Genomic DNA, 24,158 nt, shown 5'->3' with positions numbered 1-24,158 from the left:
CTTCAGGTTAAAACAGCCTTGCTGCGGCCGGCATACAAAAGTGCATATCAACCGCATGGGTGAAAAGGTATGAAAGACCAGGCGCTTTTCGACAAGATAGACCTCCATCTCATCAGGGTCTTGAACACCGTGCTTACCGAACGCAGCGTATCACGCGCCGCCCTCCGCCTGGGCATGTACCAGCCCGCCGTCAGCGCGGCGCTCAAGCGCCTGCGCACGCTGGCGGGTGACCCTATCCTGGTGCGGTCCGGCTCCGGCATGGTGCCTACGGATGCGGGCCTGCGCATGATCGAGCCCTCGGCCAGCATTTTGCGCGCGGCCGGCATGCTGTTCAGTGACGCGCGGGGGTTTGATCCGGCCACCGCCGAGACCACCTTTCGCCTGGCGGCGAGCGACTACCTGGACCCGTCTTTCCTGCCGCAACTGGTGGCACAGATCAAATCCCAGGCGCCGCTCTGCCATATTGAAATCCACCCGCTGTCCGCTGAATCCGACTACCGCATGCACCTGGCGCAAGGCCAGGCCGACATCGTCATAGGCAACTGGGCCGCACCGCCCGACGACCTGCACATGGCGCGGCTTTTCGGCGACGAAGTGGTGTGCCTGGTCGCCAAAGACCACCCGGCGGTGCGCCGCGGCTGGGATGCCGCGACCTGGCTGGAAGCCGAACACATCGCCCCTACCGCCACGCACCCCGGCGCCAAGGGTGTGATCGACGAGCATCTCGACACCCTGGGCATGGTGCGCAACATCACGGTGCGCTGCCCGCACTTCAGCCTTATGCCGTCCATGGTGGCATCAAGCTTGCTGGTGATGACCACCGGGCGCCAGTACTGCGAACGCTTTGCCAGCCTGTTGCCGGTGAAAATACTGCCTACCCCGATCGCCTTTCCCCGCATGATGTATTACCAGCTCTGGCACGAACGCACGCATGCCTCCAATTCGGCCCGGTGGCTGCGCGAACGTGTCAAGTCCGTGGCCTCAACGCTACGAAAAGAATAGCTGCTTGCGCCCGTCCTGTATGGGCTGCAGCCAGAATTACCTATAAATCGAAGACAAAACCGGATATCCAGAGACAATGACCGCAGCCCCGCCCCAGACTGACAGCCCGCCCGGCCAGCCGCCGCGGCTGCAGCTTTCCGGCATCACCAAAAGCTACCCGGGCGTGGTGGCCAACAGTGGCATTTCGCTGACGGTGCAGCCCGGTGAGATCCACGCCGTGCTCGGTGAAAACGGCGCGGGCAAATCCACGCTGATGAAGATCATTTACGGCTCGGTCAAGCCCGACGCCGGCAGCGTGGAGATGGACGGCAAGCCGGTGGTTGTGCACAACCCGCACGAGGCGCGGGCGCTGGGCATCAGCATGGTGTTCCAGCACTTCAGCCTGTTCGACACGCTGACGGTGGCCGAAAACGTCTGGCTGGGGCTGGACAAACACCTCACGCTGACCGAGGTCTCGCAGCGCATCATGCAGACAACGCAGGCCTATGGCCTGCAACTGGACCCGACGCGCCCCGTGCACACCCTGAGCGTGGGGGAGCGCCAGCGGGTGGAGATTGTCAGGGCGCTGCTCACGCATCCGCGGCTGCTGATTCTGGACGAACCCACGTCGGTGTTGACGCCCCAGGCGGTCGAAAACCTCTTTGTCACGCTGAGGACACTGGCCGCGCAAGGCTGCAGCATTTTGTACATCAGCCACAAGCTGCATGAAATCCGTGCACTGTGCACCGCCTGCACGGTGCTGCGCGGCGGAAAGGTTTCCGGTTTCTGCGATCCGCGCCAGGAGTCCAATGCCTCGCTGAGCCGTCTGATGATTGGTGCCGAGCCGCCCGCGCTGGAGCACCGCGAAGTGCGCGCCGGCGCCGTGGTGCTCGACGTGAAGCGGCTCGACGTGCAAAAAGAGGACCAGTTCGGTGTCGACCTGCACCAGGTCGCGCTGCAGGTGCGGGCCGGGGAAGTTGTGGGCATTGCCGGTGTATCGGGCAACGGCCAGAAAGAATTGCTTTATGCGCTGTCCGGCGAAGACACCCGCGCCGACAGCGATGCAATCACCGTCAAGGGGCGGCTGGTGGGCAAGCTCGGACCAGGCGGGCGGCGCGCGCTGGGCCTGCATTTTGTGCCTGAGGAGCGCCTGGGTCGCGGTGCCGTGCCATCGCTTTCGCTGGCGCGCAACCTCTTGCTCACGCGCAAGGAAGCTGTGGGCAAAGGCGGCTGGCTCGACCGTGGCGCGCTGAAGGCACAGGCCGCCCGCATCATTGCCGACTACAAGGTGAAGTCCGGCGGGCCGCAGGCGGTGGCCAAGTCCCTTTCGGGCGGCAACCTGCAGAAATTCATCATGGGCCGCGAGATTGACGCGCGGCCTGAGCTGCTGATCGTTTCGCAGCCGACCTGGGGTGTTGACGTGGGCGCGGCCACGCAGATACGCGGCGAACTGCTCAAGCTGCGCGATGCCGGCTGTGCGGTGCTGGTGGTGAGCGAAGAACTCGAGGAACTGTTTGACATCTGCGACCGGCTGTACGTGATGGCCAAGGGCCAGCTCTCGCCTTCGCTGCCTCGCGCCGACGCCACGGTGGAACTGGTGGGGCAGTGGATGAGCGGGCTCTGGGCGCCCGGCACACACCCAACAGAAACAACACACACCACGGCGGAGGCCTCGGCATGAAGCTCGAAATCCGTCCCCAGCCGTCTTCCTTCTGGAGCTATGCCTCCCCGGTGCTGGCCCTGCTGATTACCGTGCTGATCGGCGTAGCGCTCTTCGTGGCACTGGGCAAAGACCCGGTCAAGGGCCTGCAGGTGTTTTTCTGGGAGCCCATCAAGTCGCCGTATGCCGTCGGCGAACTGCTGGTCAAGGCCACGCCGCTGCTCATCATCGCGCTGGGGCTGGCCGTGTGTTTTCGCTCCAACGTCTGGAACATCGGCGCCGAAGGCCAGTTCGTCATGGGCGCGATCGCCGCAGGCGGCGTGGCGCTGCTGGCTGAAAAAACCACAGGCCCCTGGATCGTTCCGGCCATCCTGCTGGCAGGCCTGGCGGGCGGCATGGTGTGGGCCGGCATCACCGCCTTGCTGCGCGACCGTTTCAACGCCAATGAAATCCTGGTCAGCCTGATGCTGGTCTATGTGGCCGACATGGTGCTCAATTACCTCGTCTTCGGCCCCTGGAAAGACCCCAACGGCTACAACTTTCCGCAGACCAAAACCTTCGAGGCTGTGACGCAGATCCCGCGGCTCATGCAGGGTTCGCGCGTGAACATCGGCATTGTGCTCGCATTGCTGGGCGTGGCGGGGCTGTGGCTGTTCATGTTCCGCACGCACGCGGGTTTCCGGCATGAGGTCAGCGGCCTCGCACCGGCGGCGGCGCGCTATGGCGGCTTCTCGTCGCGCCGCGCCTTGTGGCTGGCGCTGCTGACATCGGGCGCCGCGGCGGGCCTGGCAGGCGCGCTGGAGGTGGCCGGCCCCATCGGCCAGCTCACGCCGTACGTGCCGGCGGGCTACGGCTTCGCCGCCATCATCGTGGCCTTTGTCGGGCGGCTGCATCCGGTCGGTGTGGTGTTCTCGGCCATCCTGATGAGCATGTTCTATATAGGGGGTGAGCTTGCGCAGTCGCGCCTGGGGCTGCCCAAGTCCATCACCGGCGTGTTCCAGGGCTTGCTGCTGTTCAGCCTGCTGGCCTGTGACACGCTGATCGCATACCGCCTCAAGCTGGCCAGGCCCGTTGCCCTTCCTGTAACCATGCCTTCTTCAACCGACGCCGTGAAAGGAGCCCACTGATGGACTCCACCGCATTGCTCATCGCGGCCACACTGAGCGCCGGCACCGTGCTGGCTATCGCGGCCTTGGGCCTGCTCATCAATGAGAAGGCGGGCATCGTCAACCTGGGCGCCGAAGGCATGATGCTGTGCGCCGCCATTGCCGGCTTTGCCACCGTGGTGCACACCGGCAACAGCTGGCTGGGCTTTGCGGCCGGCATGGCGGCGGGCGCATTCCTGGCCGCGGTTTTCGGTGTGCTGGTGATCTGGCTCAACACCAACCAGTACGCCACAGGCCTGGCGCTCAGCCTGTTCGGCGCGGGTTTTTCGGCCTTTGCCGGCATCAAATACGTGCAAGAGAAACTGCCCGAACAGTCGCAGTACCCGATTCCCTTCCTGGCCGATATTCCGCTCGTGGGCCCGGCGCTGTTCCGCCAGCACCCCATGGTTTACATCGCGATGGCGCTGACGGCCGGGTTGATCTGGTTTTTGTACCGCACGCGCGCTGGCCTGGTGTTGCGCTCGGTGGGTGAAAGCCCCGAGTCGGCGCATGCGCTGGGCTACCCGGTGCGGCGCATCCGGCTGGCGGCCGTGGTGGCCGGCGGTGCGCTGTGCGGGCTGGCGGGCGCCTATGTGTCGGTGGTCTATACGCCGCTGTGGGTGGAGGGCATGATCGCCGGCAAAGGCTGGATCGCGCTGGCGCTCACCACCTTTGCCACCTGGCGCCCGGCACGGGTTTTGCTGGGTGCTTACCTGTTCGGTGGCGTGACCATGCTGCAGTTTCACCTGCAAAGCCTGGGCGTCAACATGCCCACGCAGTTCCTGAGCATGCTGCCCTACCTGTCCACCATCGTGGTGCTGGTCCTGATCTCGCGCAACCCGTTGTGGATTCGCGTCAACATGCCCAGCTCCATCGGCAAGCCTTTTTACCCGGGGGCCTGATGGTGTATTGCCGGCCGATCCGCCGCATAATTGCTTTTTTTCGCCTTTCCGTTCCACTTTTTATTTCAATGTCATTTCCTAAAAACGAAAGCGAGTTCACATGACTGACCTGCAAAAACGTTCCCTGCTCAAGCTGGCGGCCCTGTCGGCCGTGGCGGGGGCAGCCCTGATGGGCTGCGGCAAGAAGGAAGAGCCGGCAGCGGCGCCTGCCGCACCGGCGGCGGCAGCGCCCGCCAAGGTCGAGCCCCTGAAAATCGCTTTTGCCTATGTCGGCCCTGTGGGCGACGGCGGCTGGACCTTCGCGCACGACAACGGCCGCAAGGCCGTGGAGAAAGCCTATGGCGACAAGGTAGTCACCAGCTTTGTCGAAAAAGTACCCGAGTCAGCCGACGCCGAGCGTGTGATCCGCGACATGGCAGCCCAAGGCAACAAGCTGATCTTCGGCACCACCTTCGGCTACATGGAGCCCATGCTCAAGGTAGCAGGCGACACCAAAGACGTGAAGTTCGAGCACGCCACCGGCTACAAGCAGGCCGCCAACATGCGCACCTATGACAGCCGCACTTACGAAGGCGCCTACATGGCCGGCGTGATCGCGGGCAAGATGAGCAAGACCGGCACGCTGGGGGTGGTCGGCTCGGTGCCGATTCCTGAGGTGGTGCGCAACATCAACAGCTTCACGCTGGGCGCGCAGTCGGTCAACCCCAAGGTCAAGACCAAGGTGGTGTGGGTCAATGAGTGGTTTAACCCACCCAAGGAAACCGAGGCTGCCACGGCGCTCATCAACGGCGGCGCCGACGTGCTGTTCCAGAACACTGATTCGTCCGCCGTGCTGCAGACCGCCGAAAAAATGGGCAAACGCGCATTCGGCTGGGATTCGGACATGACCGCTTACGGCCCCAAGGCCCACCTGGCATCGGCCATCATCAACTGGGGCCCGTACTACGTGAAATCCGTGGGTGAGGCCCTTGAAGGCAAGTGGACCGGCAACACGGCTTCGTGGTGGGGCGTCAAGGAAGGCGCCATTGACATTGTGTCGATTGCCGCCGATGTGCCGGATGACACCAAAAAGCGCATCGACGAAGTCAAGGCGGGCCTGAAGGACGGCAGCTTCTCGATCTGGAAAGGCCCGATCACCGACAACACCGGCAAGGAATTGCTGGCCAAGGATGTGGTGGCGGACGACAAATTTCTCGGCGGCCTGAAGACGTACGTCAAGGGTGTCGAAGGCAAGGTTCCCGGCAACTGAGGATAATGGACGCAGCGCCGTGCCTGGGGCAACAGTTCCCGGGCCGGAGCGCTCGCAACGTAGTTTCAAAGCTGCCTTCGGGCAGCTTTTTTTGTTTCTGGAGTTGAGATGACGCCCACACCATTCAATGTAAAACCCGTGTCCGCGGACCGCCTGCCTGAGTTGCTCAAAAGCATGCCCAAGGCCGAGCTGCATATGCACATTGAAGGCTCGCTTGAGCCCGAACTGATCTTTGCGCTGGCCCGCCGCAATGGCGTGAAGATTCCCTACGCCAGCGTTGAAGAATTGCGCAGCGCTTATGCCTTCACCAACCTGCAGAGTTTTCTCGATATCTACTACGCAGGCGCCAGTGTGCTCATCACCGAGCAGGATTTTTACGATATGGCCGAGGCCTACTTGCGCAAAGCTGCCGCTGACAACGTGGTGCACACCGAAATGTTCTTCGACCCGCAAACGCACACGACACGTGGTGTCAGCATGGAAACGGTCGTCAACGGCCTGCACCGCGCCTGCGTGGATGCACAGGCCGGGCTGGGTGTCAGCGCCTCGCTGATCCTGTGCTTTCTGCGCCACCTCAGCGAGGAGGACGCGTTTGAAACGCTGGAGCAGGCCTTGCCGTTTCGCGATAAATTCATCGGCATCGGGCTCGATTCGGGCGAGGTCGGCAACCCGCCCGAAAAATTCGCCCGCGTATTTGCGCGCTGCCGCGAGCTGGGCTTTCACCTGGTGGCCCACGCCGGGGAGGAAGGCCCGCCCGAATACGTCTGGACGGCGCTCGATGTGCTCAAGGTGGAGCGTGTGGACCACGGCGTGCGCTCCAGCCGCGATGCGTCGCTAATGCAACGTCTGGCGAAAGACCGCATTCCGCTGACCGTGTGCCCACTCTCCAACCTCAAGCTCTGCGTATTCCCGGACCTTGCCAGCCACAACCTGCGCGAGCTGCTCGATGCCGGGCTGGTGGCCACCGTCAATTCAGACGACCCAGCCTATTTCGGCGGCTACATGAATGAGAACTTCACGCAGACTTTTGCTGCGACGGGGCTGAATGCGCAGCATGCCTATGTGCTGGCGCGCAACAGCTTTGAGGCAAGTTTCATCGAAGCCTCGGCAAAGTCCCGCTATGTCGACCGCCTCCATCAGGCCTTCGAAACATTTCAATAAGCCTATCAGCGCGTTGCCCCAAGGTACGGCCTGAATTCAACATGACGGAGAACTGTGTATGGCGTTGACGCCAAAAGAAGGGCAAACCCCGGGCGCCCACAATCCCTGGCCCATCGCGCTGGCGGGGCTGGTAGCGTTGGCGGTGGCCATGGGTCTAGGGCGCTTTGCCTTCACGCCGCTGCTGCCGATGATGCTCAACGACGGCGTGGTCGATTTGCCGACGGCCAGCTGGCTGGCCAGCGCCAACTACTTTGGCTACATGCTGGGTGCGATTCTCTGCACGCTGCAGCCCTGGCTGTGGGCGCGCTTCAAGTGGCTGCCGCACCTGGCGTATTCGTCCCTGGTGCGCGCCGGTCTGGTTGCCACAGGCGTGCTGACGCTGGCCATGGGCTGGCATTTTCCGGCTGCATGGCCGCTGCTGCGCTTTGCCGCGGGCGTGACCAGCGCGGTGGTGTTTGTGTTTACTTCGGGCTGGTGCCTCTCGCAGCTGGCCAAGCGTGGCGTGCCCGCGATGGGCGGCATCATCTACGTCGGGCCGGGCGCCGGCATTTTGGTGAGTGGCCTGTTTGCCACTGGCATGGTCGCCTGGCACTGGACGGCCGCCACGGGCTGGATGATTTTCGGCGTGCTGGCGTTTGCGCTGACAGCCTCGGTGTGGCATGTCTTGCGCGGCGGCGATGAACGCCTGATTGCACTGGCGCCGCGCGCTGCTGCCCGGCCGGGTGATGCGCCGCAGCACCACGGCAATGCCGAGATGACCCTGCTCACGCTGGCCTATGGCCTGGCCGGTTTTGGCTACATCATTACCGCCACTTTTTTGCCGGTGATCGCGCGTGCGGCCTTGCCGGGATCGGCCTGGCTGGACATGTTCTGGCCCATCTTCGGCCTGGGCGTCATGGTGGGTGCGCTGCTGGCCACACGCCTGCCGCCGGGCAAAGATTTCCGCCTGTTGCTGGCCGGCTGCTACTTTTTGCAGGCGCTGGGTATTGCCGCCAGCCTCTGGAGCCCCAGCCTCGCGGGCTTTGCCATCGGTAGCCTGATGCTGGGCATACCGTTTACCGCCATCACTTTTTTTGCGATGCAGGAAGTGCGCCGCCTGAAGCCCGCCACAGCCGCCAGTTTCATGGGCCTTCTGACAGCCACCTACGGTGTCGGCCAGATCCTCGGCCCGCCGCTGGTGGCCGTGCTGCTGCGGCGCACACCCAACGCGGGTGCGGGTTTCACGATGTCGCTGGAAATTGCGGCGGCCTCGCTGCTGGTGGGCGCTGTGGTGTATGGGTGGATGGCGAAGGCTTATCCGGTACTGCCTGCGTTGACGGCTGGCGGCGTAGCGGCGCAGAAGTAAGCGCTTCGCTCATCAGTTAGGACCGGGCTGTTGCACCAGCGCCATGGCAAACTTGCCGCCGCCCACCGACCAGTCCGAATAGTCGTTTTCATGCATGAAGATGAAAACGTCATCGGCGGCAACACCGGCGTTGGTCTTTAAATTGCGCGCGATGGCCGCATAGAGTGCTCGCTTCATCGCGTCGCTGCGGCCGCGCCGCATCGTGATCTCGACGACCACCGGCTGCTCTGAACGTGCCATGCCGTTGAAGCTTCGGTTGAAGAAAAACTGCTGCGCATCGTAGCTGCTGACCGAATTAAAAAGCTCGTCTTCAGGCATGCCAATGCTGTCGACCAGCGCCTGGTGAATCCCGTCGACGATGCTTTGCCGTTGCTCGGGGCTGGTGCTGTGGTGGACGCTGGTGCGGACAAAAGGCATGTGATTTTTCCTCAATTTAAATAGACAACGATGAATTGAATTTTTCACCGAGCTAGCGCGAATTCTGGCAATCAATGACCGTCAGGAAAAGCGATTTGTTCGCAAGTCATATGTGCCATAAACTCACATAATGATGAAGCGTCATCTCCCACCCTTGAATGCCCTGCGTGCCTTTGAAGCCGCTGCCCGGCTGGGCCGCATGACGGCTGCGGCCGAGGAGCTGTCGGTGACCCCCGGCGCCATCAGCCGGCAGGTGCGCCAGCTGGAGCAGTCCCTGGGCGTGCCGCTCTTCGAGGGCGCCAAAAACAAGCCACAACTGACCGCTGCCGGCGCTGCGCTGTGGCCGGCACTTGCCGCTGCGCTGGATCAGATGGAAGCCGCCGTGCGTGAAGTGCGCAGCAGCGAGGCCGGAACACTGGACGTTTCCTGCTTCAGCACCTTCACCGTCAAGTGGCTGATTCCGCGTCTCTATGACTTCAATGCGCGCCATCCCGATATCGACGTCCGGCTCAGCGCCGCCGAGCGTGTGACCGGTGTGGACCGTGACCGTTACGACCTCGTCATCACGGTAGACGGGCGGGGCAGCGAAAAATCGGCCACCTTGCTGCCGCTGTTTGTGGAGCGCCTGGGGCCTGTCATGGCGCCTGCGCTCGCCGGTCAGTCGAATGTGCACAAAGCGATCGACCTGGCCCGCTTGCCGCTGCTGCACACCCGAACGCGGCGGGATGCCTGGCAGATGTGGTGCGAGTCGCGCGGCCTTGCCCTTCCTATTCAGGACGGTCCGGAGTTTGAGCACTATTACTTCACGCTGGAGGCGGCAGTGGCTGGCCTGGGCGTTTGCATCGCGCCCTGGCACCTGGTGATGGACGATATCCGCGCGGGGCGGCTGGTGGCGCCGCTGGGCTTTGAGGAAAGCAGCTACCAGTACGTGGCCAGGCGGCGGGCCGGGGCGAATGTGCGGCTGGACAAATTCTGCGATTGGCTGGAAAAACAGGCACACGAAGCTCCCGCGCCCTGAAGCCGCTATTGGCCGGTAAATCCCCCGAAATCCCGCTATTGGCCGCTGGCCGTTAAAATCAGGGCTTGCGTGCTGCCTCGGCGCGCCGGCATTTGCTTTGTTTCCGGGGCCATGTAGAGGACTACCATGTATAAAAACCTCGCGACCCCCGGTCTTTCGGCCTCAGTGGGCGCCTGTTTTATTTCTCCCGCTCAATGTCTCCCTTCGCCCCGGCAACTGCCTGTGGCGCGCTGCGGCCATGACGCTGCGAAAGCCGCGCCATGAGCTACCAGGTCAAGGAAATTTTCTACACGCTGCAGGGCGAGGGCGCCAATGCCGGACGGCCTGCGGTGTTCTGCCGTTTTGCGGGCTGCAACCTGTGGACAGGCCGCGAGCAGGACCGTGCCACGGCCGTCTGCCAGTTTTGCGACACCGATTTTGTCGGCACCAACGGCACGCTGGGCGGCAAGTTCGCTGATGCCGATGCGCTGGCGCAAAAAGTTGAAGCGCAGTGGCCGGCGGGCGACAGTGCGCACCGCTTTGTGGTGATGACAGGCGGCGAGCCCTTGCTGCAGGTTGACGCGGAACTGATTGCCGCGCTGCACGCCCGTGGTTTCCAGATTGCAGTGGAAACCAACGGCACCATCGCCGCGCCGGAAGGCATCGACTGGATCTGCGTGAGTCCCAAGGCCGGCGCACCTTGGGTGCAACGCGCGGGTCAGGAGCTCAAGGTCGTCTGGCCACAGCCAAGTTTCGACCTGGCCGAACTTGAGGCTGCCGACTTCACCCACCGCTACCTGCAGCCCATGGACAACCCCCAGCGCCAGCAGAACACCGAAACCTGCATCCAGCTGTGCATGGCACGCCCGGCCTGGCGCCTGAGCCTGCAGACCCACAAAATCACGGGCATCCGATGAAAAAGCTCCCCACGCCAGAACCCATGCGCTGCGAGATCAGCCAGACTTTCTACTTTGACGCGGCGCACACCCTGAAGCGCGTCATCGAGGCCGACAGCAGCAAGCGCGTGCATGGCCATACCTACAACGCCGAGGTTTTTGTCGCTGGCGAGCCCGACGCGGTCACCGGCATGGTGATGGACCTGGGACTGGTGCGGCGCGAGATCGAGGTGCTGCGCGAGGAACTGGACCACCACCTGCTCGACGACGTGAAAGATCTGGGCCCGCCCACACTCGAAAACCTGTGCCAGTTCATCTTCCGCAAGCTGGACGCACGCCTGCCGGGCCTGACTTCGGTACGTGTCTGGCGCGCTTCGCTGGGCGACGGCTGCCGGGTAAGCCGCTGAACCCGGCTGTCCGGCTGGCAACAAGCCCAAAAATCCTGATAAGCCCTATAGGCCTTATCGGGTTCTGAGTATTCAGCCCGCCGGCGACTGGGTTAATCTTGCAGCCATGAAAGCCTATCGCGCCGCCCTCCTGTACTTTGCCGCGCCTGCGCAGGCCGTTTATGAGGCTGATGGCCTGCTGGTAACCGGGCCCGATGCCGAAGGCCGCCAGGTGGTGCAAGCCGTCGGCAGCTACCACGCGCTGGTTTCCGGGTTTGCCGAGGTGCCCACCGAACACCTGCCGGGCCGCCTCATCGCGCCGGGTTTTGTCGACATGCACGTTCACTATCCGCAGCTGGACGTGATCGGCTCGCCTGCCGAAGGGCTGCTGCCCTGGCTTGAAAACTATACTTTTCCAGAAGAAAAACGCTTCGCAAGCAAGGACCACTGTGCGCAAGCAGCTACGTTTTTCATAGCAGAACTGCTTCGCAACGGGGTCACCACGGCACTGGCCTTCGCGACCTCGCATGTGGAATCCGTCAACGCGCTGTTCGCCGAGGCACAGAAAAACCAGCTGCGCCTCATGACCGGAAAATGCCTGATGGACCAGAATGCCCCGGACGGCGTGCGCGACGAAACGGTGCAAAGCCTGCGGGACACCGAAGCGCTGATCCAGCGCTGGCATGGCGTAGACCGGCTGGGCTACGCCATCACGCCGCGTTTTGTGCCCAGTTGCAGCGAAGCGCAATTGCGCGGCGCCGGCGAGCTGGCCGCGAAATACCCGGACGTGTGGATCCAGTCGCACGTGGCGGAGAACAAGGACGAGATCGCCTGGGTGCGCCAGCTCTATCCGAAGGCGCGCAGCTACCTCAGCGTCTATGAACAGTTCGGACTGCTGCGCCCGCGCGCCGTATATGCGCATTGCATCCACATCGACGACGAAGACCGCGCCCTGATGCGCGGCACCGGCACGGCGGCAGCCGTGAGCCCGACCAGCAACCTGTTTCTGGGCAGCGGCTTTTTTGACTACGAACGCGCAGACCGCATCGGTTTCCCCTATGGCCTGGCCAGCGACGTGGGTGGCGGCACGTCGTTCAGCCCCTTCCACACCATGCTGGCCGCCTACTACGTGGGAAGGGAAGGGCAGACCAAAACCGGCCTGTCGCTCAAGCCGCCGCACCTGTGGTGGCAGCACACGGCGGGTGCGGCGCGTGCACTGGGCCTGGAGGGTATCGTCGGTAACCTGCAGCCCGGTTGCGAAGCCGATTTTGTTGTGCTCAACCTCCAGGCCACCCCGCTGCTGGCGCGAAAGACGGCGCAAGCCGCCAGCCTGGACGAGTTGTTGTTCGCGCTGATTGTGTTGGGTGATGACCGGTTGGTTGAGAAAACGGTCATTTCTCAGGCCATTTAGTGCACCGGTGTCTCGTGAGGGCGGCGCAGTACCAACCAGTTCAATGAACCTGCGCGGTAGCGACGGGAACCTCCAGGATGAACGATGCGCCTTTTCCAGGCCCGTCGCTGTGGACGTGCAAGCTGCCGCCCATTTCCTGCGCGGCCAGAACGCAGCTGTGCAGACCAAAGCCATGCCCGTTTTTGCGGGTGGTGAAGCCGTGGGAGAAAACGCGCGTCAGGTTCTCCGGTGCAATGCCTTCCCCGTTGTCTGTCACCGTGATGCGCAGCATGGGCCCTTCCAGCAAAACGGCATTGAGCGTAATGAACGGGCGCTTGTCGGTAATCGTGCCAAAAGCCTGCTTGGCGTTGCTGATCAGGTTCACCAGCACCTGCAACACGCGTTGCCGATCCAGCAAAAGGGTGGGCAACGTTGCGTATTTTTTTTCAACATCCACTTTGTGGCGTGTCAGTGCATCCGCATTCATGCGCAGTGCGTCGTCCAGCAACTCATCCACCTTTGCGGATTCGACGACACGCGGGGTGCCTGCGTATGATTGCTGGGTCGCGATGACCTGTTTGATATGGTCCACACTGCTGCAAAGTGCGTCGAGTTCTTTAGCGATGGATTCATGCTCTGCCTCCAGTGTCCGCGCCAACTCGCGCAGATAGGCGGGTAACAGCTTGCCCTTGCTGTCCCGCGTCAAAAACTCCCCCAAATCCCCGATGTGGGCGTCCATCAAACCCACAGAGCGGGCGAGCCCCTTGAGCTTGGACGTCCGCAACTGGCTGCCAATCAATTCGGCCGACACGTTGACGCTGTTGAGAACGTTTCCCACGTTGTGCAACACGTTGGTTGCGATCTCTGCCATGCCCGCCAGGCGCGCCGTGGTGAGCAGCTGGGCTTGAACCTCTTCAATTTTTCGTTCCGCTTCCTTCAATTCGGATATGTTTTTCGAAGTTCCGAAGGTTCCGATCAGTGTGCCGTTCCTGTCTCTCCAGGGGCCTTTGGTGGTGAGGTACCAGACGACACGCCCGTCAGGATGAACGGTTTTTTCGCTCTTTTCGAGGATGGGTTTCCCCGTCCGGATAATCTCTTCTTCGTCGTGGCTAAATTCACTCGCCCTGTCCTGGCCGTAAATGTCTGCATCGGTTTTACCAATCACATATTTTTCAAACTCCTCCACACTGGCCAAATGCGGTGGAAGTGCCTCCTCACCCGTGTCCGGATGTGCTGCGCGATAGCGGCTGATCGATAGCCGCAGGAGGTTGTGAACCTCCGAGCGGCTGACTTTTACCAAACGTGATTTCAGATCCTTGAAGAAGATGGAATCTGGTGAGCTCTCCATGAGCGTAGCCAGCAAATCATGGTGGTGCGCCAGCGCTGCTTCAGTCTGCTTCAGGGCAGTAATGTCCTTGGAAATACCGAAGGTACCAATGATGGCTCCGGCGTTGTTGCGCAGCGGCATCTTTGTACTCAGCTTCCAGGATTCACCGCGCCCGTCTTTCCAGGTTTCCTTCTCCACTTTGCCGATGATCGGCTGACCTGTGCGCAGGATTTCCTGTTCATCCTCGTAGGCGGGGCGCGCATGCTCTTCGGAAAAAAAATCGTGATCCGTCTTGCCCACCAGCTCCTCCGGTGATGCCCCAAACTGTAGCGCCTGTGCCTTGCTGCATTTGAGAAAGCGGGACTGCGCATCCTTGAAATAAATGTGATCGGGAGCGTTGTCCAGAAGCGTGCGCAACAAATCCTGCTCGTTGATCTGGGAGGCAGCCGCCGGGTTTCCCTTCTCCGTGGCATCCGCCTCTGGGTGCCCGCCTGGATGAGACCCGGCGAGTTGTTGCAAATGCCACTTCTCTGCCAGGGAATACGCCAATTGGATGACTTCTACAGTATCAAGCGGCGTCTTGAGCACCACCCACCTGCTATTCATGGCTCCCATGGCTGCGAACAGTGCATCAGAAGAAAGATCCAGCCGCTCTGCGCACACCACTATCTGGACTCCCGGATCAAGCGCCCATATTTGAGGTGCTATTTCAAGCGCATTTCCTCCCGCAGTACCAGAAACACCGATAAATGCCAGGACGTAGGGACGCGAAGCCAGAAGCGACTGTTGTACCAGGGCCAGCGCCTCGCGTGCGTTGTGGGCACCATCCAGTTCGAATTTCCCTTGCACATTCTCATCTTCAACAAGCATGTTGTGGAAGGCATCGTGAACGCCGGGACTGCCGTCCAAGACAAGAATACGGTCCTTGTTCTGGGTAGAACTTGTTTTCATAGTGGGGCGCCTCGCATGAACCGGCTTCAGATATGGGACAACGGCACTTCAGCTTGCACCTGTGCCTGTCGTGGGGGCAACGTTACGCGGAATGTGATGTCTTGACCAGCGGCACTTTCCCCGTCCATGCGTCCCTAGCGTTTTATCGGATTGTGGGGCAGCGATAGCCCTCAGCCCGTGCCTTTGCCGACGGGCCCTCTGGTGAGGAAGGGCCGGCTGTCTCCGGATTGGCGGTTAGTGGGGATTGCACTCCAGCCCCAACTTACAATCACAGCCACAACAGGAGCCCCATCCCATGAGCATCAAGAGCGATAAATGGATACGCCGCATGTCCGAGCAGCACGGCATGATCGAACCTTTTGAACCCGGCCAGATCCGCCAGCGGGACGGCCAGAAAATCATCAGCTATGGCACCAGCAGCTACGGCTACGACATTCGCTGCGCGCCTGAATTCAAGGTTTTCACCAACATCCACAGCACGGTGGTGGATCCGAAGAATTTCGACGAAAAAAGTTTTGTCGACTTCCATGGTGACAGCTGCATCATCCCGCCCAACAGCTTTGCGCTGGCCCGCACCATGGAGTACTTCCGCATCCCGCGCAATGTGCTGACCATCTGCCTGGGCAAAAGCACCTATGCGCGCTGCGGCATCATTGTCAACGTCACCCCGTTCGAGCCCGAATGGGAAGGTTATGTAACGCTGGAGTTCTCCAATACCACGCCGCTGCCCGCCAAGATTTACGCGGGTGAGGGCTGCGCGCAGGTGCTGTTCTTCGAGAGCGACAAGGACGATGTCTGCGAGGTCAGCTACAAGGACCGCGGCGGCAAGTACCAGGGGCAGGTTGGGGTGACCTTGCCGAAGGCGTAACGGACATCTACGCGCCTGATTTGGACGGACGCCTGCAAAGGGCGTCCGTTTTTTTGCTTCTGCCCTCCACAGCATCAGGGCTTGGCGACCTGGGGGCGGCTGGCAAAGCCGCTCATGTACTTGATGGCGTCGCCAATGGTGTCGCGCCACACCGGCCATTCATGATCGCCATCGACGACGCGGTACTCCACCAGCTTGGGCTGGTATTCAAACAATTTCTGGAACAGGCCGGCCGAGTGGTAGGCAATGGAAAAGGTGTCATGGTCGCCGCTGTTGATGTACAGGGGCACCACGATTTTTTTGCTTTTGTAGGCTTCCCAGCTGGCGGTGTAGTTCAGGCGGTCCCACGAGGCCTGGTCAAATTTGCCGCCTGCCTGGAACGGCGCCACCTGCATGGCCGAAGAGTGACCCGGGGGTGTTGGTGAATAGATCGCCGGGCTCAACGCCGCGGCGGAAACAAACAGCTCGGGGTACTTGAAAACGGCGTTCACCGTGCCGAAACCGCCGGCGGACAGCCCGGCAATCATGCGGCCTTCACGTGCGGTGATGGTCCTGAAATTGGTGTCGATGTGCGGAATGAGCTCCTTGATGAGCGCGGTCTCGGCCTTGTCCTTGTTGCCGTCCACCCACCAGGTGGAGCCGCCGCCCGGCATCACGATGATGGCCGGCTGGACGCGGCCTTCCCGGACCAGCGTGTCCATGGTCGCCTGGACCTGTCCTTTGACCAGCCAGTCATTGTGGTCGCCGCCGTTGCCGTGCAGCAGAAACAGCACCGGGTAGCGCAGCCGGCCGCTCTCGTAGCCGTCGGGCAGGTAAACGGTGTAGCGGTAGTCTGCGCTCAAGGCCTTTGAGTTCAAGGACCTGACGGTGACCTCGCTGGCAAACGACAGTGGTGCGCCAGCCGCAACAAGCGCCAGTAAAAACCAGCCCAGCAGTTTTCGAATCGATTTGAGCCCCATGCCTGTCTCCATCTTGATCTCCTTGTTGTGTGATGGTGAGTATCCGGCAAATCGCGGACGCATGAACCCGCGCTTTCGCGGCGGCGCCAGCGGATGCCGGGCGGGGACGCAGCCGCAGTGAAGCCTGCTACTTGACCAGCAGCACCGGAATGTCGCACTCGGCAACTACGCGCTGGGCCACGCTGCCGATCAGCGCGCGGCTGAGCAGGCCCTGGCCGTGTGTGCCCATCACGATAAGGTGCACTTTTTCTCGCTTGGCGGCACGCAGTATTTCGGCGGTGGGCGAGCCGACCACGGCGAGGGTTTTAAACGCCATCTTGTGGCGCTGCAGGAAACGCTCGATCGGCGCCAGCACCTTTTGCGATTCTTCGGCGTGGTAGGCGGTGACGTTGGCCGAACCCAGCATGGTCTTGACGCGCCCCGGCACGGGAGCCTGCACATTGATCACCACCACTTCGCCTTCGGCACCGGCGAGTTCATCGTGGTTGACCAGAAAAGCCAGGGCCTTTTTGGTGTATTTGCTGCCATCGGCGGCGAACAGAATCTTCATGGGTGGTTCTCCTGTGTGAAACGAACCAGCGTAACACCCGGGCTGCACCTTGTGTTTTTTCGCGGCTGCCATGAGGGCGAAAAGGCAATGGCCATAAGAGCCAGAAGCCTCTTCATATGGTGCTGAAACATCATGTTACATTTACTGCGGTGCCAAGGTACTGAACAACTAACTATCACTAAGGGAGACTTGAATGTCCGTTCGCTTGTATTCCATCGTTTTCGCTTGTGTGGCCATGACAGGTTGCGCATCTATCACTAATGACACCACCACGCCGGTTCGTTTTGAGGCCTTCAATGCGGCCGGCGTTGAAGTCAAGGACGTGGAGTGCACGCTGGAAAACGACTACGGTCAGCAACTCATCAAGACGCCCGTCACGGCCAACGTGCGCCGCTCGTCCAAAGACCTGCATGTCACATGCACCAAAGCCGGTGAAACCGACGGCCGCGGCGTGGCGATTTCCCGCGCCAATGCGGGCATGGCCGGCAATATCATCTTCGGCGGCGGCATAGGCGCCATCATTGACCACAACAAGGGCACCGCCTACACCTACCCTCAGTGGGTTCAGGTCGTCATGGGCAAGTTGTTGACTTTTGACCGCAAGGCCGACGTTGAGGGGCAGCCCAACAAGGGCGCGGAATTGCCGGCGCCGGTCGCCACCAAGTAAGCGGCTTTTCAGGCCAATGCGGCGCGTGCCGCGGCCAAGTCCCAGCCCGCCCAGCCGCAGCTTTTAAACAGCACCGGCCCGGCGGGTTTTTTGAGGTCCTGGCGGATCACATCGGCCAGTGTGGCGAAGCGGGCCACGTCCAGTCCGGCCTGCAGCAGGTCCCCTGCCTCGTGGATGGCATCAGCCGTGTCGATAAACACCGAACCCTTCGCCGCGAAGTATTGGCATAGCGCGGCGCTCAGTTCCATCATGGCCGGGGTGAAAGCCCCAACGGCGCTGATGAAGCCGTCAGGCCGGGGCAGCGCGCTGAGGACTACGGCGGCAGCCGGCGTGCAGGTAACGGCCAGCGGGCAGTCGGCCAGCGCAGCATCGGCGTCGTGCACCACGCGGGCGTTCAGGCCCAGCGCCTCTGCATGCTGCACCAGGGCCTGGGCGCTGGCGTAGCTGCGCGAAGCGATGCGAAATTCGTGCACGCCCAGGCCTTCGGCATAAGCCTCCAGGTGCGCAAGTCCCTGGACACCGGCACCGACGATGAGCATGGGGCCGTGCGTGTTGGGCGCCAGCCGCTGCGCGGCCAGCAGTGAGACGGCTGCCGTGCGCCGGGCGGTGACGGTGGGCCCGTCGAGCATCAGCCGGCGACTGCCGGTGGCCACGTCAAACACCACAACGTCGCCCTGGATAGTGGGTCGGCCGGTGCCGGCATTGCCAGGCGTGAAGGTGATCAGTTTGGTGATCGCGGTGCGGTCGTCCAGCGCAGGCATCACAAACAGGCTGCCGCCCCCAGGCAGGGGCTGCACCACGCGCGGCGGCACCTGGACGGAACTGTCCTTGAGCAGGTGCGTCAGCTCGCTGACCAGCAATGGGTAAGGCAGGCGGGCGGCGGTCTGGGCGGGGTTGAGCAGGGTGGGCGTCATGGGGCGATGGTAAAGCGAGGAAGGAAGTGGAAGGGCGAGACGAGAGGGTGTCGGTGCGCCGCGTTACGTCGCGTAAAAAAATGAAAGGTTTTTATCCTACATATTCCCGGGAAAAGTGCTGGATGGAAACCGCAAACGCTTCCCTAGGATGAAAACAGGTTCACAGGGAGGCCTGCCATGTTTTCTGACCAGTTGCAAAAATTCGACAAAATGCCTTACAAGACGCTGCTCTGGGTAGCGGCTGGGCTGGTGTTTGTTTGCCAGCTGGCAGCCTTCGCGTTTGTGGCGGACGGGCAAGTTACCAAAGCCAGGATCCGCGACTATCAGCGCCAGGCTGAAGTGCAGGCGATTGCGCAGTGCATCGAAAACACCGCCGGTGCCGCCCGCCAGGGTTGTATCCAGCAGGCCCGCGTCGCGGCCGCCTCAGCCTTGCCGCCCGTCATCACCAGCGCGCAAAAGGGTCAGGCTGTGGCCGATTCATCGGGGGAATCCAGCGGTGTGATGGCCAGCAACGCAGCAGGCGCCACTGTCAGCAGCATGCTGCCAATGCAGCCTGCACAGGGCTTTATGCCGGCGTCCTTCGCCATCCGCTGATTCAGCAATCATCGGAAGGTTTTCCGGCCGGTGCGGTTAGCATGTGGCCACGATGGATTTGTCACGCCTGTTGCGTCTTTACCAGCCGCGAAACCCCCTGTTCTGGCTGATGCTCGTGCTCAACGGGCTGTCTCCTTTGCTGGCCTGGGTGGTGCACAACCGTCCCTTGAATTCCTGGGCCACGGTGCTGGTCACCTGTTTTGCGCTGGGTAACGCCGTGGTTGGCACATTCCTGCTGTGGCGCCTGCTGCGCGATGAGCCTGCCGTGCCCACGCAGAATGCCGGCGCGCAAGACGCTAACCCTAACCCTAACGCTAACGCTAACTGACGGCCCCGGCGCCTTTGATGAGGTCGTGCGGTGTGGCCAGCGCCGCCGCTATGGCCAACCGCAACCCGCGCACGATCTCACCGAGCGGCAAGCTGGGCGCGCCCTGTTCGGGCACATAGGGCACATGGATAAAGCCGCCGCGCGTGCGCCTGAAGCCGCGCTTTGTGGCCAGGGCATGCATGAGCGCATAAAACACATGGTTGCAGACAAAGGTGCCCGCGGTCTGCGATACCTCGGCAGCCACGCCCGCCTCCTGCAGCGCCTGCAGCATGGCCTTGATGGGCAGGCTGCTGAAATAGGCCGCCGGCCCGCCCGCCACTACCGGCGTGTCGACGGGCTGACTACCGATATTGTCTGGAATACGGGCATCGTTGACGTTGATGGCAATGCGCTCCAGCGAAATCGCGCTGCGCCCGCCCGCCTGGCCGACGCAGATCACCAGTACCGGCTTATGCAGCGCGAGCAGCCGGATGAGTTCTGCGATGGAGGCCTGAAACACGGTGGGCAATTGCGCCGCCACCAGGAGGTGGCCGCCTATGCGCTTGCCACCCAGTGCCTGCACCGCCAGCCAGCTGGGGTTGAGGGGCAGGCTGCTGTGTCCGGTGTCGCCGAAGGGGTCGAAGCCGGTGAGCAGGACACGGGGGAGCGAAGAAGCAGAAAGGGCTGTGCGCATGCCGCCATTGTGAAGGACGGCAGTGTTTTGGCTACCCCAACCATCCGGACATTTCCGCGCTGGTTGCCGCGCCCCGGAAAAGGTACCAGCCTTCCGGGGTGGGGTGAAACGGGAGACCGGGCCCCACTCGATTGCTCGGCGGTTGAGCTTACTTTTTGATCACCGCGCCGGTTTCGCTGTCGAACTTCACGACGCGCACCTGGCCGTTCTGACCGGGGAAGTTGTCAAACACCGCGCGAACCAGGTAAGGCACGACCAGCGGAAGGTCGCCGCTGCCGCCTTCGTACACGGCGCGCGACTCGAACACCGTGCGCGGCGGCTTGCCGGGGGGCGTGCGCTGGGTGTCAAGTAACCGCACGCGCAGGCTGTTGGTGTAAATCGTCATGTTGAGCGGCCTGTCGCCTACATAGCGCGGCCCGAAAGGGTCGGGAACCCAGCCGCCTGCGTATACGCGGCCCGCGGCGTCGCGGTAAGGCGGCAGGAAGACAAAGTTGTCCTGGTAAACCGGCTGCAGAAAGGTTTTCTCTTCGCTGCGGCTGCTGGCCGCCACGTCGACATGCAGGCGCCCGGTCTGCCCTTCCGGCGCGCGTTTGAGGCCGCGTTTTTCCAGTTCGGCCTGCACATAGCCCTCATAGGTGGCTTGTTCCAGCTGCCGTGTCGAGTCCACCGGCGTGATGTAGCTGAAGGTAGCGCCTGCCGTATCGACCGGCCACTGGTTGAAGCTGGTCACGCGGGTGGTGATGGGGCTGGCGCAGGCCGTCAGCAGCGCGGCCAGCAGCACCGCAAGCGCCAGGCGTAGCGGGAAAAACATGGAAATGGCGCCGTCCTGGGTGCCGGGGCCCGCGGGCGTTGGATGGGCAAAAGTAGTCATGACGAATGGATACACCAAGGTTCAATTTTGTTCCACGGCGGGGGGCCGCTCAAGTAAAGTCGGCGCATGCGCTGACAGCGGACCGGGCTTTGGGGCAGGTGCCGCAGCGGGCCGGAAAGGCCAGTATGCACGGATGACAGACAGGGAGACACCATGAAGTGGGAAGGCAATCGCGAATCCGACAACGTTGAAGACCGGCGCGACGGCGGTGGCGGGGGAGGTGGCTTCGGCTTTGGGGGCCGCAGCGTCGGCATCGGCACCATCGTGGTGGCGCTGGTGGGCGGCTGGATTTTCGGCATCAACCCGATGACCATCCTGAGCCTGCTCAGCGGCGGCGGATCCCCTGCACAGGTACAACAGGGCCCGGCCCCCAAGCCGCCGGCCGATGACCGTATGGCGAAATTCGTTTCTACCGTCCTGGCAGACACTGAAGATGTCTGGACCGACGTGTTTGCCAAGGGCGGCGGCACTTACCAGAAGCCGCGGCTGGTGCTCTTTCGTGGCGCCACACAAACGGCCTGCGGCCAGGGCCAGGCCGCCATGGGGCCGTTTTACTGTCCGGGCGACCAGAAGGTCTACATCGACCTGGGCTTTTACGAAACCCTCCGTAGCCGGTTGGGAGCACCCGGCGACTTCGCCCAGGCCTATGTGATCGCGCATGAGGTGGGCCATCATGTGCAGAACCTGCTGGGCATCAGTGGCAAGATGGACCAGATGCGTGGCCGCGTCAGCAAGGCCGAATACAACGCCCTGAGCGTTCGCCTTGAGCTCCAGGCCGACTGTTTTGCCGGCGTCTGGGCGCACAACGCACAGAACGCGCGCCAGATACTGGAGCAGGGCGACGTGGAGGAGGCCATGAACGCGGCCGCCAAAATCGGCGACGATGCCCTGCAGCGGGCCGGTGGCGGCGCGGTGGTGCCTGAAAGCTTCACCCACGGCACCAGCGCCCAGCGCCAGCGCTGGTTCGACACCGGCCTGAAAACCGGCAGCATGAAGGCCTGCGACACCTTTAGTGCCCGCAGTATTTAGCCGGCAGTCAACAATTTAGAGTGAAATCGGGCCGTAGCCCTTTACTGACGTGCGCGAGCAGCTATAAAATAAATAGCAATAAAGGGGCATTGCCCCAGTGGCTGCCCTGGCCCAAATGGCCCTGAAAGCGCAGTGGGCCGGCAAAACCGGCATCGGGGCCCAAAGTGCGACAATAGACGGCTGAGGAAGCGCTGCAACAGCCCCATCATGGTCGCTGACCGTGCCACGCCGGGCGGCCTGCCGCGCTCCCTTTCTTGCCAATGGTGCAGCGGTGCCGTTGGCTGCCAGCGCGCCGGTCCGCGATTTCCGGTTCGTACACCCTTCGCAAGACAACCCGCAGAATACCGCCGAGCCATCTTTATGACATCCTCTTTTTCCAATCTTTCGCTGGCAGAACCGCTGGCCCGTGCCGTGGCCGAAATGGGCTACGAAACCATGACCCCCATCCAGGAACAGGCCATCCCGGTCGTCCTGCAGGGTAAAGACGTCATGGGCGCTGCGCAAACCGGCACCGGCAAGACCGCAGCCTTCGCCTTGCCCCTGTTGCAGCGCATGATGAAGCACGAAAACGCCTCGACGTCGCCTGCCCGCCACCCGGTGCGCGCACTGGTGTTGCTGCCCACGCGTGAACTCGCCGTGCAGGTCGCCGAGCAGGTCAAGCTGTATGCCAAATACACCAACCTGAACAGCGCCGTTGTTTTCGGCGGCATGGACATGAAGCCGCAGACGGCCGAACTCAAAAAAGGCGTCGAAGTGCTGGTGGCCACGCCGGGCCGGCTGCTCGACCATATCGAAGCCAAGAACGCTGTACTCAACCAGGTCGAATATGTGGTGCTCGACGAGGCCGACCGCATGCTGGACATCGGCTTTTTGCCCGACCTGCAGCGCATCCTGAGCTACCTGCCCAAGCAGCGCATCACCTTGCTGTTTTCGGCCACTTTTTCGCCTGAAATCAAACGCCTGGCCTCCAGCTACCTGCAGGACCCGGTCACGATTGAAGTGGCGCGCTCCAACGCCACGGCTTCTACCGTCGAGCAGCATTTCTACAGCGTGGGCGCTGACGACAAGCGCCGTGCCCTGCACCAGATCCTGAAACAGCGCGGCATGAAGCAGGCTTTTGTGTTCGTCAACAGCAAGCTCGGTTGCGCACGGCTGGCGCGTTCCCTGGAACGTGAAGGCCTCAAGACCACGGCGCTGCACGGCGACAAGAGCCAGGACGAACGCCTGAAAGCGCTGGAAGCCTTCAAGAAGGGCGAAGTCGACCTGCTGGTTTGCACCGACGTGGCGGCCCGCGGTCTGGACATCAAGGATGTGCCCGCGGTGTTCAACTTCGATGTGCCCTTCAATGCCGAAGATTACGTGCACCGCATCGGCCGTACCGGCCGGGCCGGCGCATCGGGCCTGGCTGTGAGTTTTGTTGCCAGCAGCGACCAGCGCCTGGTGGCTGATATTGAAAAACTGATCAAGACCAAGATCGAACTGGAGCCCATCGAGTTCGAGGAAGACCAGCCCCGCATCAGCGAGCAGGGCCGTATCAATGACGGCCGCCGCATGTACCGCGAAGGTGAAGAAGGCGGCCATGCGCGTGAAGCGCGCCAGCCGCGGGAGCGGCGAGAATACACGCCGCATCGCCAGCCGGCGGCGCCGCGTGACCCGTTCTTCGACCAGCCCTACGAACCAACCGCTGCGCCCGATGCCACGCCCGCCTGGGAAGCCGCCGCCAAGGCCGCCCCCGCGCGCAGCAGTGTGTCGGCCAACATCAAGCCGAAGAAAAAAGTCGCAGCGCTGTTCAAGACAGCCGGTTAAGACAACCGGCTAAGACAATCGGTTAAGGCGCACCGGTCCAGCACCGGTTCATTGCGGGACGCTGAGCAGCGCCCCTACCCGATTTCCGCTAC

Annotated in this window: 24 protein-coding genes; 17 read left to right on the top strand and 7 right to left on the bottom strand. The window is 62.3% G+C overall.

Annotation, left to right across the window (positions count from 1 at the left end; genetic code table 11):
* The first annotated feature begins 69 nt into the window (after positions 1 to 69).
* The 7 genes from AC1D1J_RS07080 (at position 70) to AC1D1J_RS07050 (ending at position 8,443) form a co-directional block, all read left to right on the top strand.
* The gene (locus tag AC1D1J_RS07080) at positions 70 to 1,002 is read left to right on the top strand and encodes a LysR family transcriptional regulator (RefSeq protein ID WP_477665507.1); all 933 of its coding nucleotides are present in this window, start codon (positions 70 to 72) and stop codon (positions 1,000 to 1,002) included.
* A gap of 76 nt (positions 1,003 to 1,078) precedes the next feature.
* On the top strand, positions 1,079 to 2,662 hold the full coding sequence (locus AC1D1J_RS07075) for an ABC transporter ATP-binding protein (protein WP_477688363.1): 1,584 nt from the start codon (positions 1,079 to 1,081) through the stop codon (positions 2,660 to 2,662).
* Positions 2,659 to 3,768 carry an ABC transporter permease gene (locus AC1D1J_RS07070; protein ID WP_477688362.1) on the top strand — a complete coding sequence of 370 codons (1,110 nt, stop codon included), beginning with the start codon at positions 2,659 to 2,661 and terminating at the stop codon, positions 3,766 to 3,768. The genes AC1D1J_RS07075 and AC1D1J_RS07070 overlap by 4 nt, the downstream gene beginning before the upstream one ends.
* On the top strand, positions 3,768 to 4,688 hold the full coding sequence (locus tag AC1D1J_RS07065) for an ABC transporter permease (protein ID WP_477673529.1): 921 nt from the start codon (positions 3,768 to 3,770) through the stop codon (positions 4,686 to 4,688). Before AC1D1J_RS07070 ends, AC1D1J_RS07065 begins: the two co-directional genes overlap by 1 nt.
* 100 nt (positions 4,689 to 4,788) lie before the next feature.
* The gene (locus tag AC1D1J_RS07060) at positions 4,789 to 5,937 is read left to right on the top strand and encodes a BMP family ABC transporter substrate-binding protein (protein WP_477694252.1); all 1,149 of its coding nucleotides are present in this window, start codon (positions 4,789 to 4,791) and stop codon (positions 5,935 to 5,937) included.
* Between the two features lie 108 nt (positions 5,938 to 6,045).
* Positions 6,046 to 7,098 carry an adenosine deaminase gene (locus AC1D1J_RS07055; protein WP_477694251.1) on the top strand — a complete coding sequence of 351 codons (1,053 nt, stop codon included), beginning with the start codon at positions 6,046 to 6,048 and terminating at the stop codon, positions 7,096 to 7,098.
* 58 nt (positions 7,099 to 7,156) lie between these two features.
* Positions 7,157 to 8,443 carry a YbfB/YjiJ family MFS transporter gene (locus AC1D1J_RS07050; protein ID WP_477688360.1) on the top strand — a complete coding sequence of 429 codons (1,287 nt, stop codon included), beginning with the start codon at positions 7,157 to 7,159 and terminating at the stop codon, positions 8,441 to 8,443.
* A 12-nt stretch (positions 8,444 to 8,455) separates the two neighbouring features.
* Here the strand turns inward: AC1D1J_RS07050 and AC1D1J_RS07045 are convergent, their stop codons facing one another.
* The gene (locus AC1D1J_RS07045) at positions 8,456 to 8,860 is read right to left on the bottom strand and encodes a tautomerase family protein (protein WP_477694250.1); all 405 of its coding nucleotides are present in this window, start codon (positions 8,858 to 8,860) and stop codon (positions 8,456 to 8,458) included.
* Positions 8,861 to 8,993: 133 nt separating this feature from the next.
* Here AC1D1J_RS07045 and AC1D1J_RS07040 point away from each other — a divergent pair, with 133 nt between their 5' ends.
* The 4 genes from AC1D1J_RS07040 (at position 8,994) to guaD (ending at position 12,550) form a co-directional block, all read left to right on the top strand.
* Positions 8,994 to 9,878 (top strand): LysR substrate-binding domain-containing protein, encoded by an 885-nt coding sequence (locus AC1D1J_RS07040; protein WP_477694249.1) that lies wholly within the window; start codon positions 8,994 to 8,996, stop codon positions 9,876 to 9,878.
* Between the two features lie 260 nt (positions 9,879 to 10,138).
* Positions 10,139 to 10,774 carry a 7-carboxy-7-deazaguanine synthase gene (gene queE / locus AC1D1J_RS07035; protein WP_477694248.1) on the top strand — a complete coding sequence of 212 codons (636 nt, stop codon included), beginning with the start codon at positions 10,139 to 10,141 and terminating at the stop codon, positions 10,772 to 10,774.
* A 23-nt stretch (positions 10,775 to 10,797) separates the two neighbouring features.
* Complete coding sequence (locus tag AC1D1J_RS07030) at positions 10,798 to 11,160, top strand: 6-pyruvoyl trahydropterin synthase family protein (RefSeq protein WP_477689434.1); 363 nt, start codon at positions 10,798 to 10,800, stop codon at positions 11,158 to 11,160.
* Between the two features lie 106 nt (positions 11,161 to 11,266).
* Complete coding sequence (gene guaD, locus AC1D1J_RS07025) at positions 11,267 to 12,550, top strand: guanine deaminase (protein ID WP_477694247.1); 1,284 nt, start codon at positions 11,267 to 11,269, stop codon at positions 12,548 to 12,550.
* 40 nt (positions 12,551 to 12,590) lie between these two features.
* On the opposite strand, the gene AC1D1J_RS07020 is transcribed toward guaD, so the two are convergent.
* Complete coding sequence (locus AC1D1J_RS07020) at positions 12,591 to 14,807, bottom strand: PAS domain-containing protein (RefSeq protein WP_477694246.1); 2,217 nt, start codon at positions 14,805 to 14,807, stop codon at positions 12,591 to 12,593.
* Positions 14,808 to 15,102: 295 nt separating this feature from the next.
* On the opposite strand from AC1D1J_RS07020, the gene dcd reads away from it, so the two are divergent.
* The gene (gene dcd / locus AC1D1J_RS07015) at positions 15,103 to 15,675 is read left to right on the top strand and encodes a dCTP deaminase (RefSeq protein ID WP_457279872.1); all 573 of its coding nucleotides are present in this window, start codon (positions 15,103 to 15,105) and stop codon (positions 15,673 to 15,675) included.
* A gap of 74 nt (positions 15,676 to 15,749) precedes the next feature.
* Here dcd and AC1D1J_RS07010 read toward each other — a convergent pair whose 3' ends face one another.
* Both AC1D1J_RS07010 and AC1D1J_RS07005 read right to left on the bottom strand, forming a co-directional pair.
* Positions 15,750 to 16,646 carry an alpha/beta hydrolase gene (locus AC1D1J_RS07010; protein WP_477694245.1) on the bottom strand — a complete coding sequence of 299 codons (897 nt, stop codon included), beginning with the start codon at positions 16,644 to 16,646 and terminating at the stop codon, positions 15,750 to 15,752.
* 115 nt (positions 16,647 to 16,761) lie between these two features.
* Positions 16,762 to 17,184, bottom strand: a complete 423-nt coding sequence (locus tag AC1D1J_RS07005) for a universal stress protein (RefSeq protein ID WP_477688354.1) — start codon at positions 17,182 to 17,184, stop codon at positions 16,762 to 16,764.
* A 193-nt stretch (positions 17,185 to 17,377) separates the two neighbouring features.
* Here AC1D1J_RS07005 and AC1D1J_RS07000 point away from each other — a divergent pair, with 193 nt between their 5' ends.
* Positions 17,378 to 17,851, top strand: coding sequence for a hypothetical protein (locus tag AC1D1J_RS07000; protein ID WP_477688353.1), 474 nt, complete (start codon positions 17,378 to 17,380; stop codon positions 17,849 to 17,851).
* Between the two features lie 8 nt (positions 17,852 to 17,859).
* Here AC1D1J_RS07000 and AC1D1J_RS06995 read toward each other — a convergent pair whose 3' ends face one another.
* Positions 17,860 to 18,765, bottom strand: a complete 906-nt coding sequence (locus AC1D1J_RS06995) for a delta(1)-pyrroline-2-carboxylate reductase family protein (RefSeq protein WP_477694244.1) — start codon at positions 18,763 to 18,765, stop codon at positions 17,860 to 17,862.
* Between the two features lie 177 nt (positions 18,766 to 18,942).
* Here AC1D1J_RS06995 and AC1D1J_RS06990 point away from each other — a divergent pair, with 177 nt between their 5' ends.
* Positions 18,943 to 19,359 (top strand): hypothetical protein, encoded by a 417-nt coding sequence (locus AC1D1J_RS06990; RefSeq protein WP_477688351.1) that lies wholly within the window; start codon positions 18,943 to 18,945, stop codon positions 19,357 to 19,359.
* 52 nt (positions 19,360 to 19,411) lie between these two features.
* On the top strand, positions 19,412 to 19,687 hold the full coding sequence (locus AC1D1J_RS06985) for a hypothetical protein (protein WP_477694243.1): 276 nt from the start codon (positions 19,412 to 19,414) through the stop codon (positions 19,685 to 19,687).
* On the opposite strand, the gene pcp is transcribed toward AC1D1J_RS06985, so the two are convergent.
* Both pcp and AC1D1J_RS06975 read right to left on the bottom strand, forming a co-directional pair.
* A complete protein-coding gene (gene pcp, locus AC1D1J_RS06980) occupies positions 19,680 to 20,360 on the bottom strand; it encodes a pyroglutamyl-peptidase I (RefSeq protein ID WP_477694242.1) in 681 nt (226 codons plus the stop codon). The two genes, AC1D1J_RS06985 and pcp, sit on opposite strands and share 8 nt — an antisense overlap.
* 148 nt (positions 20,361 to 20,508) lie before the next feature.
* Positions 20,509 to 21,231 (bottom strand): DUF4136 domain-containing protein, encoded by a 723-nt coding sequence (locus tag AC1D1J_RS06975; protein ID WP_477694241.1) that lies wholly within the window; start codon positions 21,229 to 21,231, stop codon positions 20,509 to 20,511.
* Between the two features lie 153 nt (positions 21,232 to 21,384).
* On the opposite strand from AC1D1J_RS06975, the gene ypfJ reads away from it, so the two are divergent.
* Entirely contained in the window at positions 21,385 to 22,260 is an 876-nt protein-coding gene (ypfJ, locus tag AC1D1J_RS06970) for a KPN_02809 family neutral zinc metallopeptidase (protein ID WP_477688347.1), read from the top strand.
* Positions 22,261 to 22,620: 360 nt separating this feature from the next.
* Positions 22,621 to 24,066 (top strand): DEAD/DEAH box helicase, encoded by a 1,446-nt coding sequence (locus AC1D1J_RS06965; RefSeq protein WP_477694240.1) that lies wholly within the window; start codon positions 22,621 to 22,623, stop codon positions 24,064 to 24,066.
* Positions 24,067 to 24,158: the final 92 nt, after the last annotated feature.

The sequence above is a fragment of the Polaromonas sp. P1_F8 genome (genome assembly GCF_056405635.1).
The sequence above is the reverse complement of the archived record's forward strand: the minus strand, read 5'-3'. Positions and strand labels throughout refer to the sequence as shown.